This window comes from Arthrobacter sp. S2(2024), from assembly GCF_036662515.1.
Classification (GTDB): Bacteria; Actinomycetota; Actinomycetes; order Actinomycetales; family Micrococcaceae; genus Arthrobacter.
On sequence record NZ_JAYKZI010000002.1, the window covers coordinates 157,094 to 170,401 of the forward strand.

Annotated in this window: 11 protein-coding genes; 1 reads left to right on the plus strand and 10 read right to left on the minus strand. The window is 65.0% G+C overall.

Features of this window, described 5'->3' with window-relative positions:
• Positions 1-48: 48 nt before the first annotated feature.
• A complete protein-coding gene (locus VLA65_RS04415) occupies positions 49-1,158 on the minus strand; it encodes an MraY family glycosyltransferase (RefSeq protein ID WP_284988410.1) in 1,110 nt (369 codons plus the stop codon).
• A 213-nt stretch (positions 1,159-1,371) separates the two neighbouring features.
• Between VLA65_RS04415 and VLA65_RS04420 the strand changes: the two genes are divergently transcribed.
• Positions 1,372-2,268, plus strand: a complete 897-nt coding sequence (locus tag VLA65_RS04420; RefSeq protein ID WP_306960920.1) for a glycosyltransferase — start codon at positions 1,372-1,374, stop codon at positions 2,266-2,268.
• 22 nt (positions 2,269-2,290) lie between these two features.
• On the opposite strand, the gene VLA65_RS04425 is transcribed toward VLA65_RS04420, so the two are convergent.
• From VLA65_RS04425 to lysA, 9 genes are all read right to left on the minus strand, one after another.
• The gene (locus VLA65_RS04425) at positions 2,291-3,070 is read right to left on the minus strand and encodes a WecB/TagA/CpsF family glycosyltransferase (protein ID WP_306960921.1); all 780 of its coding nucleotides are present in this window, start codon (positions 3,068-3,070) and stop codon (positions 2,291-2,293) included.
• On the minus strand, positions 3,067-3,882 hold the full coding sequence (locus VLA65_RS04430) for an L-threonylcarbamoyladenylate synthase (RefSeq protein WP_332601892.1): 816 nt from the start codon (positions 3,880-3,882) through the stop codon (positions 3,067-3,069). The genes VLA65_RS04425 and VLA65_RS04430 overlap by 4 nt, the downstream gene beginning before the upstream one ends.
• 12 nt (positions 3,883-3,894) lie before the next feature.
• Positions 3,895-4,767 (minus strand): peptide chain release factor N(5)-glutamine methyltransferase, encoded by an 873-nt coding sequence (gene prmC, locus VLA65_RS04435; protein WP_332601893.1) that lies wholly within the window; start codon positions 4,765-4,767, stop codon positions 3,895-3,897.
• A gap of 18 nt (positions 4,768-4,785) precedes the next feature.
• The gene (gene prfA / locus VLA65_RS04440; RefSeq protein WP_028264759.1) at positions 4,786-5,859 is read right to left on the minus strand and encodes a peptide chain release factor 1; all 1,074 of its coding nucleotides are present in this window, start codon (positions 5,857-5,859) and stop codon (positions 4,786-4,788) included.
• A gap of 176 nt (positions 5,860-6,035) precedes the next feature.
• Entirely contained in the window at positions 6,036-8,141 is a 2,106-nt protein-coding gene (rho, locus tag VLA65_RS04445; protein WP_332601894.1) for a transcription termination factor Rho, read from the minus strand.
• Between the two features lie 301 nt (positions 8,142-8,442).
• Positions 8,443-9,417, minus strand: coding sequence for a homoserine kinase (gene thrB / locus VLA65_RS04450; protein ID WP_332601895.1), 975 nt, complete (start codon positions 9,415-9,417; stop codon positions 8,443-8,445).
• Between the two features lie 2 nt (positions 9,418-9,419).
• Positions 9,420-10,526, minus strand: coding sequence for a threonine synthase (gene thrC / locus VLA65_RS04455; protein WP_332601896.1), 1,107 nt, complete (start codon positions 10,524-10,526; stop codon positions 9,420-9,422).
• Positions 10,527-11,843 (minus strand): homoserine dehydrogenase, encoded by a 1,317-nt coding sequence (locus VLA65_RS04460; RefSeq protein WP_284988417.1) that lies wholly within the window; start codon positions 11,841-11,843, stop codon positions 10,527-10,529. It lies immediately after the preceding gene.
• Positions 11,836-13,305 (minus strand): diaminopimelate decarboxylase, encoded by a 1,470-nt coding sequence (lysA, locus tag VLA65_RS04465; RefSeq protein WP_332601897.1) that lies wholly within the window; start codon positions 13,303-13,305, stop codon positions 11,836-11,838. Before lysA ends, VLA65_RS04460 begins: the two co-directional genes overlap by 8 nt.
• Positions 13,306-13,308 lie beyond the last annotated feature (3 nt).

Sequence of the window (13,308 nt, forward strand, 5' to 3'; positions counted from 1 at the left end):
TTCTACATGAGATAGAACTGTGATGTTAACGCCCTCGTCACACATCGTCTACTGGGCAGCGCGCCCTTTTCGGACAAAGTAGGGCCAGGCCGTCACCCCGGCCATGATCAATGCGGCCACGATGTCGACCGTGAGGACCATCTGCCAGGGGAAGATGGCGAACGCGAGGCCTCCGAACGCCAGAATGCAGGTCCACACGTACATCATGAGCACCGCCGTGCGGTGGGTGTGGCCGAGCTCGATGAGCTTGTGGTGCAAGTGACCGCGATCCGCAGACCATGGCGATTGGCCGCGAGCTGTCCGCCGCAACACCGCCAAGCCGAGGTCCAGCAACGGCAGCGACAAAATCGCGAACGGCAGCAGGATGGGCACGATGGTCGGAATACCGTTGGCGCGGTCGTAGAGTCCGGAACTGATCTGGCCCGTGGACACCACACCGGCCGAGGCCATCACGAGGCCCAGAAGCATGGCGCCGGAGTCGCCCATGAAGATTTTGGCCGGGAACCAGTTATGCGGCAGGAATCCGATGCAACAACCGACGATGATGGCCATCAGCAGCGCCGCCAGATCCGAGCGGTCCGTCAGCGTTGCATTGCGGTGGACCCAATACGCCGTCAGGAAGAACGCAACCCCGCCGATCGCGGCGACGCCGGCCGCGAGGCCATCGAGGCCATCGATGAAATTGACGGCGTTCATGGTGGTCACGATGAGGAGCGCAGTCAGGACAATCCGTAGCGGTTCCGCCTCGATCCGGATGGGTTCCGGGACAAAAGGAATCACGGACATCTGCACGCCCCAGACCGCAACGATCGTACCCGCCGTGCATTGACCGATCAGCTTGACCCACCAGCGGATGTCCATCACGTCGTCGGCAACACCGACCGCGACGATCACCAAGGCACCCGCCAGGATTCCCCACGGCGCACCGTTTCCGTGGAAGATGTCCTTCACGAAGAACGAATTGCTGGCTACCACGAGGGCCACGGCGAAGCCTGCGAAGAGTCCCAGGCCTCCGAGCCTGGAAATCGGGACTGAGTGCATATCCCGGCTGCGGATGGGGGCGAAAAGCCGGAGTTTGTTACCCATCTGGCGGGCTACCCACGTAGCGAGATACGACACGACGGCAGCCGTGAGCATCATGAGCGAATACATGATCACGTGGCGGCTCCTGTTGGCGGTGGTGGTGGATTATGTCCCTGGCGACTAGCTGCCGGCACAACACCTGCAACACCTCTGCGCACCGCCGAATATTGCTGTACTACAGTTGGACTCTGTCAAGATACTAGCGTCAACGGCGGCTTTGCTCCGTTTCACGCGCCCCTAGGGCGAGCCGGGAGGACCCTCCCCGCGAGTGCCCGGAAGGAACCCTACATGACTGTCTCCGTTGCCGTAGCGGCTGTGACCTTTGACCGCCCCGGAGAGCTAGCAGTCTTGCTCGACGCCATCAACAAGCAGTCCATGCCCGTGGACACCATTTGCCTCGTGGACAGCGGAACCATTCCTTCGCGGGAGCTTGCGTCAAGCCATCCAAAAGTGGACTACGTCCGCTCGGAGGCGAACCTGGGCGGCGCGGGCGGCTTCGCCCTCGCAATCCTCAAGGCGGTCGCCAGCGGCGCCGAATGGGTCTGGATCATGGACGACGACGCCGAACCCGGCGATCCTGCCTGTCTTGAAACCCTGGTTCGCGAAGCAGAGGCCCGCGGACTCGACGCCGTCGTGCCGCTCGTCGTTGCGCCCGGCCACCCGGACAAGCTCTCCTTCTTCTTCCGCATCGACGGCAAGGTGACCCACGAACGCGCCGAAGTCGAGAAGGCGGGGTTCCTGCCCGACGTCGGGCACTTCTTCAACGGCGCGCTCATCCGTTCCAATGTGTTCTTCAAAGTGGGAGTGCCGGATATCCGGCTGTTCATCCGGGGCGACGAGGTGGACTTCATGATCCGCCTCAGGAAAGCGGGAATCCGCTTCGGTACCGTCGCGACGGCCTGGATCAGCCACCCGCACGCGTTTTCCGAGACAAAGCACGTCTTCGGCGCGCGCTGGCACGTGATCGTGCCGGATTCGGCGTTCAAGCGATACTTCTACTACCGCAACCGCGGCTACTTGATCCGCCGCTACCGCCGCGGAAAATCCATGGTGGCCGACGTCGGAGGCTACTTGGGCTACTTCCTCCCCCGGGGTGACTTCCGCGGGCTCGCCGAATGGTTCCGGGCGTTCTCCGCCGGCTTGCGGGACAAGGGCTTTGGCCCCCTGGAGGACCAGAAGTTCTAGCGGTCCTGCCGGGCGCTTCGGTTCAGGCGCTGTTCCTGCCGGAGAGCCGACGGCGGACCAGCAGGCCGAGGAGCACCCACGGCTCGCCGAAGACCCTGTAGGCGACGCGTCCCGGGTGCAGGACGAGCCGCCATGCCCATTCGAGCCCGAGGCGGCCCAGCCAGCGTGGAGCGAGCTTCTGGAGGCCCGCCAACTGTTCGATGGCGCCACCGACGGTGCAGTAGACGGCAGGCGGAAGCTCGTCGAGGCGGCGGTGCAGGACCGATTCCTGCAGCGGCATTCCAAGGCCAAGAAGCACGAGTTGCGGGCGGAATTCCGCGAGCCAGGCGACGGCGGCCTCTTCGCTGTCATCGTCCCAATTCTCACCGGGCCGCCCGGAGACCTCGGCGCCCGGCACGATTTTGCGGAGGCGCTCCACCGTCTTGCTGTTGGCCTCGGGGCCGGCGCCGACGACGGCGATCCTGCGCAGGCCTTCGACGCCGCCTAGCGCCGGCACCCAGTCAGTGGATCCCAGACGGTATTCCATCAACCCCGCGGCATCGCCCCGTGAAGCTCCGCGCCGTCCAAGTCCCCAGAGCATGGCGACAGGCGCACCATCCATGAGCACCACATCGCTGCGTTCATAGAGGCGGCGGAAATCCGGGCTCGAGTGGAACAGCGTTACGCTGTGCAGATTGTGCCCGAGGACAACCTTGGTGGTGCCGTCCGAAACGTACCCGCTGATGGCCTCGATGAGTTCGTCGGCGCACAGTGCGGTGACGTCTACGTCCAGAAGGGGAACGCGATCCCGGACCAGGCTCATTCGGCCCTGGTCTCCGTGTGGACAGGGGTCTCGGCCTGTTCCTGCGGGGCTGTTTCCGTCTCGGACGCCGGTTCCGCCGCTGTTTCAGCCGCGGCCGTTTCAGGCGCCGGCTCAGTGTCAGGTGCGGCTTCAGCCGCGGGTTCGGGCGCGGCTTCCCCGAGGGCCAGCACTCCGGGAACAATCTCGCGGAGGCGTTCCAGGGAAATCGCACCATCGCGGACCACCCGAAGCGGCAGCGTGGTGGCGTCGACAATCGTGGACGCTACGGACTCGGTTCCCTCGACAGGCCGGAAGCCGCCCTCAAGGTACACCTCGACCGATTCAGCAAGCTGGGTCCTCGCCTCGGAGGCTGTCTGCGCGGCGGCGTGGCCGGTGCGGTTTGCCGAGGACACCGCTAGCGGTCCGGTGCGGTTGAGCAGTTCAAGCGCAATTTCATCGTCGGGCATGCGCAGGGCCACGGTTCCGCGGGTCTCCCCCAGGTCCCAGTCCAAGGACGGCTGGGCGTGGAAGATCAGCGTCAGGCCGCCGGGCCAGAAGGCTTCCGCGAGCTTGCGGGCTTCTTCCGATACATCGGTTGCCAGCCCGTCCAGCGCATTGAGCCGCGGAATCAGCACCGGGGGCGGCATATGGCGGCCGCGGCCTTTCGAGACAAGCAGCATGGTCACGGCTTGCGGCGAGAAAGCGTCGGCGGCAATGCCGTAGACAGTGTCCGTCGGCATGACGACACACTTTTTCTCGCTGATGGCGCGCTGCGCATGCTCCAGGCCTTCGGCGCGTTGTTCCTCTGACGTGCAGTTGTAGCTTGTGGTCACAGCGCTATTCTTTCATTTCCCGGAGGCAGCGATTGCCAACACTGCGCTCGTGGCACGTTCCTTGCCATTGAGATCGAGGTGGGTGGCGACGTGCGTCCAGCAACCGGCAGCCTTCAGGTGTTCGGCAATCCAGCCCGCCTGCACTTCCGCGTGCTCCATCACGAAGTAGCCGCCGCCCTTGAGGAGCCGGGCAGCGGAGGCTGCAGCCGCCGTCGGAAGCTCCATTCCGTCCGCTCCCCCGCCGTACAGTGCCTCCGGCGGATCGTGCAGCGCCACTTCAGGTTCGTTCGGAATTGCTTCAGCCGGGATATAGGGCGGATTGGAAACGACGACGTCGAACGTTCCATCGTGTTCGGGCAGTGCATTGCGAAGGTCGCCTTGAACGAGCTTCACCCCGAGGGGCTTCAGGTTCTTCGCGGCCCAGGCGTGGGCGAACGTGCTGAATTCGACGGCGTGGACCTCGGCCCCGGGCACTTCGTGGGCGATCGACGCCGCGATGGCGCCGGAGCCTGTGCCAAGGTCAACCACCTTGGGGTGCTCGAGTCCCTGGAGGTGGTCGATGACGAGCTGGACCACGGATTCCGTTTCCGGTCGCGGAATGAACACGCCAGGGCCCACGGCGAGCGTGAGGTAGCGGAAGTGCGCGACGCCGGTGATGTGCTGGAGCGGGACGCGCTGGGCCCGCTCGGCCACCAAGTCCGCGTAGCCTTCCGGGGCCTCGGAATCGCCCAGCAGCATGGCGCGCAGGCGGCCGAGGCCGACGCCCAGGAGGTGTTCCGCGAGGAGTTCAGCGTCCACGCGCGGAGTGGGGACTCCGGCGTCGGACAGGATGGCTGTTGCCTCGCGGACAGCGTTGGCGAGGCTTTGGCCCGGAAAGAACGTCATGAAGATCCTTGCAGGCTGTTACTCGCCCAGGGCATCCAGGCGCGACTGTTCATCCATTTCGATGGCCGATTGGATGACCGGCTCCAGGTCGCCGTTCATGACGGCGTCGAGGTTGTAGGCCTTGTAGCCCGTCCGGTGATCGGCAATCCGGTTTTCGGGGAAGTTGTACGTGCGGATGCGCTCGGAACGGTCCATGGTGCGGATCTGCGACTTGCGCTGGGCCGAGTTCTCGGCGTCGATCTGCTCCTGCTGGTGTGCCAGGATACGGGCACGAAGGACGCGCATGCCGGCTTCACGGTTCTGGAGCTGGGACTTTTCGTTCTGCATAGCCACCACGATGCCCGTGGGGAGGTGTGTAATGCGGACGGCAGAGTCCGTGGTGTTGACGGATTGGCCGCCGGGACCTGAAGACCGGTAGACGTCGATCTTGAGGTCGTTCTGGTTGATTTCGAGCTCTTCAGGCTCATCCACTTCGGGAAGCACGAGTACGCCGGCCGCGGACGTGTGGATGCGGCCCTGCGACTCCGTGACGGGAACACGCTGGACGCGGTGCACGCCGCCTTCGAACTTCAAGCGGGCATAGACGCCTTCTGCGGGATCGTTCGAGTTGCCCTTGACGGCCATCTGGACGTCCTTGTAGCCTCCCAGGTCCGATTCCGTGGCCGAAATGAGTTCGGTCTTCCACCCGCGGGACTCGGCGTAACGCATGTACATGCGCAGCAGGTCCCCGGCGAAGAGCGCAGCTTCGTCGCCGCCTTCGCCGCCCTTGACCTCGAGAATGACGTTGCGGGCGTCGTCGGGATCGCGAGGGATCAGCAGCCTGCGCAACTTCTCCTGCGCTGCCGGAAGCTTCGCCTCGATTTCGTCTACCTCGGCAGCAAATTCGGCGTCCTCGGAAGCCATTTCCTTGGCCGCTTCGAGATCGTCCATGAGCCCGCGCCAACGGTTGTACGCCTCAACGATGCCCTGCAACTGGGCAGAGCGCCGCCCCAACTTGCGGGCCAAAGCCTGGTCGGCATAAACGGCAGGATCACTCAACTGCGCCTGGATAGCAGCATGCTCGTCAAGCAATCCCTGTACGGACTCAAACATTTTCAAACCTCTTTCGACTTCTACAAGTCTAATAACGCAACGCGGGGTCACTTACGGCCCATCCAGGCCCTCGGCATGGGCCGTAAGTGACCCCGCGTTGCAAAGGGAAGGGGCGGGAGCGGAACATCCGCGCGGCACCAACCGCACGAACGAACCAGCGCCCGCCCCTAAAACAGCTATTTGTCGTTATCCGACTTGGCTCCAAGAGTCGTCTTCTGTACCTGCATGAGGAACTCGACGTTGCTCCCGGTCTCCCGGATCTTGTTGGTCAAGAGTTCAAGGCTCTGCTGGGTCTCGAGTCCGGAGAGGACGCGGCGCAGCTTCCACATGATCTTGACTTCTTCGGCCGAAAGCAGGTTCTCTTCGCGACGGGTACCCGAAGCGTTGACGTCCACGGCCGGGAAGATGCGCTTGTCCGCCAGCTGGCGGGACAGGCGGAGCTCCATGTTGCCCGTGCCCTTGAACTCTTCGAAGATGACCTCGTCCATCTTGGAACCGGTCTCCACGAGCGCGGTTGCCAGGATAGTGAGCGAGCCACCGTTTTCGATGTTGCGCGCAGCACCGAAAAAGCGCTTCGGCGGGTAGAGCGCAGCGGAGTCGACACCACCGGACAGGATACGGCCGGAGGCCGGTGCTGCCAGGTTGTAGGCGCGGCCCAAGCGGGTCATGGAGTCCAGGAGGACCACCACGTCCATCCCCATTTCCACGAGGCGCTTGGCGCGTTCGATGGAAAGCTCGGCAACCGTGGTGTGGTCATCGGCAGGACGGTCGAAGGTGGAGGCAATGACCTCGCCCTTCACGGTGCGCTGCATGTCCGTGACTTCTTCGGGACGTTCGTCAACCAGCACCATCATGAGGTGGACCTCAGGGTTGTTGGTGGTGATCGCGTTGGCGATGGACTGCAGGATGAGCGTCTTGCCGGCCTTGGGCGGGGAGACAATCAGGCCGCGCTGGCCCTTGCCGATCGGGGCCACGAGGTCGATGACACGCGGGCCGATCTTCTTGGGGTCCGTTTCGAGGCGCAGTCGCTCGGACGGGTACAGCGGAACCAGCTTGGCGAATTCGACGCGGTCCTTGAGCTCTTCGGGCGTCTTGCCGTTGACCGACGTGACGCGGACGAGCGCGTTGAACTTCTGGCGCGCGGACTGCTGGCTGCGGTCCTCGCCGTCGCGCGGGGCGCGGATTGCGCCGACGACGGCGTCACCCTTGCGCAGGTTGTACTTCTTGACCTGGGCGAGGGACACGTACACGTCGTTGGCGCCGGGCAGGTACCCCGAGGTGCGGATGAACGCGTAGTTCTCCAGTACGTCCAGGATGCCGGCAACAGGCAGCAGGACGTCGTCCTCGGTGACCTCGACATCGTCGACGTCGGGACCCTGGCCACGGCCACGGCGGCGTTCGTTGCGGTCGCGGAAGCGGTCGCTACGGGTGTTTCCATCGCGGTTGTCACGATTGTCCTGCGGACCCGGACGATCGTTGCGGTCGCGACGGTTGCGACGATTGCGGCGGTTGCCGGTGTCATCGCCGTCGTTCGTGTCTTCGCGACGCGTACGGGTGTTGTCGCGGCGTTCGCGCTGGCCGGGTTCGCCGGCTTCGACAGAGGCCTGCTCGCCCTGGCGCTGCTGTCCCTGACGCTGATCGGGCTGGCGCTGCTCTGGCTGACGCTGCTCGGGCTGGCGCTGTTCAGGCTGGCGCTGCTCTACGCGGGGCTGTTCGGCCTGGGGCTGCTCTGCGGCGCGGGTCTCGGCGGCTTCACCGGCCTCTACCGGAGCGGCCTCGCCACGACGACGGTTCCGCGTGCGCGGCTGGCGGCGTTCGCCGGCGGCCTCGCTTGCTTCTGCGACGGGAGCGGCGGGAGCCTCGACGGCGGCGGCGGGAGCCTCCGCGGTTTCCGTGGCGGCAGGAGCGGCAACAACGCCATCGCTGGTGGCGCGACGGCTTCGGCCACGGCCACGTGCACGGGTGCCGTCCTGCGCAGGAGCTTCAACAGGTGCGGCAGCGGTCTCAGCTTCCGGGGCTGCAGGCGCGGCCTTTGCTGCCACGGCCTTGGCCGCGGTGGGAGCCTTGCTGGTGGTTGCACCGGCACGGTGGGCCGAGATAGCCGAGACCAAGTCCCCCTTGCGCATCCGGGATCCGCCCGAAATGCCCAGCTGACTGGCGAGAGCCTGGAGCTGCGCGAGCTTGAGGCCTGCAAGGCCGCTGCTCTTAGCGGTTGCGGCCGTTGATTCAGCTGCAGAAGATGTTGTGTCCACAGCTGAAGCCAGCTCAGTGGTTTCTGTCACGAAGGATCCTTCCCCCTCGACGGCGTCCAGACCTAGAGCTGGACGCGATGATTTGTTCTGGACTGCAGTTCAGATCTGCAGCCGTGATTTCGGTCTTGCCGGTTTAGTTTCAGCAGGGCCGGATACTAATACGTCTTCGATGCTCCGGCGGGCGGGGCGCGGGCTGACGGCTCGGGTAACAGAAAGGGTTCTGTGGCACCTGCGACAGGCCGATAAGGAGACGACACCGGCAGACTTCGACACAGTAGGAGACGGGAACGGCAATAAGCCGGGATCCAATGTCAGGGAACTGCCCGCGGTTCTACCGCCGGTGCAAGTCCACTCTAGCACCTTCAACGTCCACTGCCAGTGTCATCACGCGCCACGCAACATCCGGAGTGTTGTCCGCGGTGAACGAATTAATCAATTCGGCGATCGCCTCGGCTTCATCCGCGCCGTTGGCCAGTGCCAGAACTGTGGGTCCCGCTCCCGAGACCACGGCTGCATGGCCCGAAGACCGCAATGCCTTGATCAGCGCCGCACTGGGCCGCATTGCCTCTGCGCGGTAGCTCTGGTGCAGGTAGTCCTCGGTTCCGGGAAGCAGGAAACGGGGGTCGGCCGTCAATGCATGGATGAGGAGCGCCGCGCGTCCTGAGTTCATGGCTGCTGCGTGGTGGCCGATGGAAGCGGGCAGCAAACCGCGGGCGGTCTCGGTGGACAGTTCGTAGTCAGGCACGGCGACGATCGGGATGACCGACGGGACCACTTCTGCGCGGGTGCTGCTGTACTGCTCGCTGTCCTGCCATGACAGGGCCAATCCGCCGAAAATCGCGGGTGCGACGTTGTCCGGGTGCCCTTCCATCTCGCTCGTGAGCTGCAGGATCCACTCTCGGTCGCGCTGTGCGGATTCGGGCACCAAGGCGTTGGCCGCGGTCACGGCGGCAACCACGGCCGACGCCGAGGAGCCAAGTCCGCGGCCGTGCGGGTTGACGTTGTCCGCGGTGATCCTGAGGCCGCTGTGCCGGAAACCGAGGCGCTCCAAGGCCGTGTTGAGGGCACGCACGACGAGGTGGCTCGCATCCCGGGGAAGGGAATCGGCTCCCTCACCGGAGAGCTCGAACTCGAGCTCTCCGGTGGTGAGTGTTTCGACGGTCAGGGTGTCGTAGATCGACAATGCCAGGCCGAGGCTGTCATAGCCGGGGCCCAGGTTGGCGCTGGTGCCCGGGACCCTGACGGTCAGCTGCTGGCCTGCCGCGACGAGCGTGAGACCCGTCGCGGTGGGCTGCGTGGTTTCCACTCTTAGTTTTCTTCCAGTCCCAGTTCGGATGCCACGGTTACGACGTCGTTCGGCACCTTGACCGGTTGGACCTCACTGCCGTCTTCGGTACGGAGTGCCCACTGCGGGTCTTTGAGTCCGTGTCCGGTGACGGTGATGACGATCGTCTTGCCGGTGGGAACCTCGCCTGCGGCGTGCTTCTTGATGAGCCCGGCTACGCCTGCTGCGGAACCGGGTTCCACGAAGACGCCTTCCTTGGCGGAGAGCCAGCGGTGGGCATCGAGGATTTCCTCGTCGGTCACGGCGTCGATGAAGCCGCCGGATTCATCGCGCGCCGCGATGGCCGTGTCCCAGGACGCCGGGTTGCCGATGCGGATGGCCGTGGCGATCGTGTCCGGTTCGGTGATGGGGTGGCCTGCCACGAACGGTGCCGCGCCTGCCGCTTGGAATCCCCACATGGCCGGTGTCTTGGTGGAGACGGCGGGAAGGGTGCCACCGGTCGCGGACTCGAAGGGCGCGGAATACTCCTTGTAGCCCTTCCAGTACGCGCTGATGTTGCCCGCGTTGCCGACCGGCAGGACGTGGATGTCCGGAGCGTCTCCGAGGGCGTCGACGATTTCGAAGGCACCGGTCTTCTGGCCTTGGATACGCGCCGGGTTGACCGAGTTCACGAGGAACACCGGGTAGGACTCGCCGAGCTTGCGGGCGATGTCGAGGCAGTTGTCGAAGTTGCCGTCCACCTGCAGGAGCGTCGCGCCGTGCGCGATGGCCTGGCTGAGCTTGCCCATGGAGATCTTGCCTTCGGGGACCAGCACGGCGCACTTGAGCCCGGCGGCGGTGGCGTAGGCTGCGGCGGAGGCCGAGGTGTTGCCCGTGGAGGCGCAAACAACGGCCTTGGCGCCTGCTTCGACAGCAGCTGTCATGGCCATTGTCATGCCGCGGTCCTTGAAGGACCCGGTGGGGTTCATGCCCTCCACCTTGAGGTACACGGTGGATCCGGTGAGTTCGGAGAGCTTCTGCGCGTGGACGAGCGGAGTTCCGCCCTCGCCGAGGGTAATGACCTTCGTGGCTTCCGTTACAGGCAAACGATCAGCGTATTCGCGGATTACTCCGCGCCATTGGTGAGCCACTTAGACCCCTTCTACCCGCAGGACGGATGTCACAGAATTGATGACGTCCAGGCCCTTGACGGCCTCGACGGTTGCCGCGAGTGCGGCTTCGGATGCGCGGTGGGTGACGATCTTCAGCTCGGCCGACTCAACCTTCGAGGCGGCGTCGCGGTGGATCGTCTGGCGCATGATTTCGATCGACACGCCGTGCTCCGCAAAGATGTGGGTGATCCGGGCCAGGACGCCGGCCTGGTCGGCAACGTCGAGGCCGATGTAGTAGCTCGTGGTCGATGCATCGATCGACAGCGCAGGCACGTAGCCCGTGGTGGTCTCGGTACGGCCGGGACCGCCCAGTACCACCCGGCGGGCTGCCGAGACGAGGTCGCCCAGGACGGCAGACGCCGTCGGGGTTCCGCCGGCTCCCTGGCCGTAGAACATGAGCTCGCCGGCGTTCTCGGCCTCGATGAAGACTGCGTTGAACGCACCGCGAACGGCCGCCAGCGGGTGCTCGCGGGGCAGGAGGGTGGGGTGAACGCGGACTGAAATGCCGCCGTCGCCGTTTGCGTTGGTGATCTTCTCCGCGATGGCGAGCAGCTTGATGACGAAGCCTGCGTCCTTCGCGGCGGCAATATCCGCTGCGCTGACCTTTGTGATGCCTTCGCAGTACACGTCTTCGAGGGCGAAGCGCGTGTGGAAGGACAACGACGCGAGGATGGCGGCCTTCGCCGCGGCGTCATGGCCTTCGACGTCGGCAGTCGGGTCGGCTTCCGCGTATCCGAGCCGCTGGGCCTCGGCCAGCGCGTCGGCGAACTGCGCACCGGTGCTGTCCATTTGGTCGAGGATGAAGTTGGTGGTGCCGTTGACGATGCCCAGGACCCTGGTGATGCGGTCGCCGGAGAGGCTGTCGCGGATGGGTCGCAGGATCGGAATGGCTCCGGCGACGGCGGCCTCGTAGGAGAGCTGGACGCCCGCCTTGTCGGCCTCTTCGTAGAGGGTCGGGCCGTCCTGTGCCAGGAGTGCCTTGTTGCCAGTGACGACGCAGGCGCCGTTCTGCATGGCGGTCAGGATGAGCGAACGGGCCGGCTCGATGCCGCCCATGAGCTCAATCACCAGATCGGCGTCCTTGACCAGGGTGTCGGCGTCGGTGGTGAACAGTTCGCGCGGCAGTTCGACGTCGCGCTCTGAATCAAGGTTCCGCACGGCGATGCCGGACAGCTGCAAGCGTGCGCCGGTGCGGGCCGCAAGGGCGTCGGCGTCGTCAAGGAGAATCCGCGCTACCTGGGCTCCCACGTTGCCACAGCCCAGCAGGGCCACCTTCAGGGTTCGCACTTCAGACATTCGCCACTCCCATGTCGCGGTTCAAGAGATCTTCTTCGGTTTCCCCGCGGACGATCAGCCGGGCGGATCCATTGCGCACAGCGACAACGCCAGGCCTGGCCAGATAGTTGTAGTTGCTTGAGAGGGCCCAGCAGTAAGCGCCGGTTCCCGGTACAGCGAGCAGATCACCGGCTGCCACGTCTTCGGGCAGATATACATCTCTAACAACTATGTCGCCGCTCTCGCAATGTTTGCCCACTACTCGGGACAGTTGCGCGGCAGCGTCCGAGGTCCGCGAGGCGAGAATGGCCGAATAATCCGCGTCGTACAGCACCGGACGGGCGTTGTCGCTCATGCCGCCGTCCACCGACACATAGCGGCGCGGGAACGTAACGTTTTCCTTGGCGTCGGCTTCTGCAGGCGCGTCCACGCGGACGGTTTTCAGCGTCCCGACCTCGTACAAGGTGAAGGTGCTGGTGCCCACGATTGCGCGGCCCGGTTCGATCGAAATGCGCGGCGAGGCGATTCCCAGCTCAGCGCACTTGGAGCGAACGACGGCGGCCATCGCCTGCGCGATTTCGGCCGGCGGGCGGGGTGTGTCCACGGGCGTGTAGGCGATCCCGTAGCCACCGCCGAGGTCCAGTTCCGGCAGGACGATGGAGTACTTCGCCTGCATCGCGGCAAGGAATCCCAACAGCTTCTCGGCTGCCAGGGCGAAACCGTCAGGCTCGAAGATCTGGGAACCGATGTGGCAGTGCAGGCCCAGGAGTTCCACATTGGAGTACGAAGTCGCCGCAGCGACCGCTTCTTCGGCGGCCGAGAGGCCGGCTGACTCCGTGGTATCCCCGGCCATGGAGAGACCGAATTTTTGGTCCTCGTGGGCCGTGGCGATGAATTCGTGGGTGTGGGCGTGCACGCCGGGAGTCAGCCGCAGCATGACCTTCGCCGTCTCGCCGCGGCCGGAGGCAATCTTGGCGACCCGCTCAAGCTCATCGAGGCTGTCCACCACGATGCGGCCGAGCTTCATGTCCAGTGCCCGGTTGATCTCGGCGTCGGACTTGTTGTTGCCGTGCAGCCCCAAATTGGCGCCGTCGATGCCGGCGCGGGCCGCGACGGCGAGTTCGCCCCCAGAGCACGTGTCCAGGCGCAGGCCTTCCTCGGCCACCCAACTGGCCACGGCAGTACACAAGAAGGACTTTCCGGCGTAGTAGACGTCCACTCCCCCGCAAATGTCCTCAAAAGCCGCGTCAAAGGCGTCCTTGAAAGAGCGGGCGCGGGCACGGAAATCACCCTCGCTCATGACGAACAGCGGAGTGCCGAACTGCGCCTTGAGCTCGCTGACGGGAACGCCGTCAATGGCGAGCTCGCCGTCGTCGGTCCTCTGGACACCTTCGGCCCACATCGGCGCGTGAAGCGCGTTCACGTCCTCCGGCACGACGAGCCACTCGGGGGCAAGGGGCGAGGCGGCGGTGTTGTTTTGCACGCT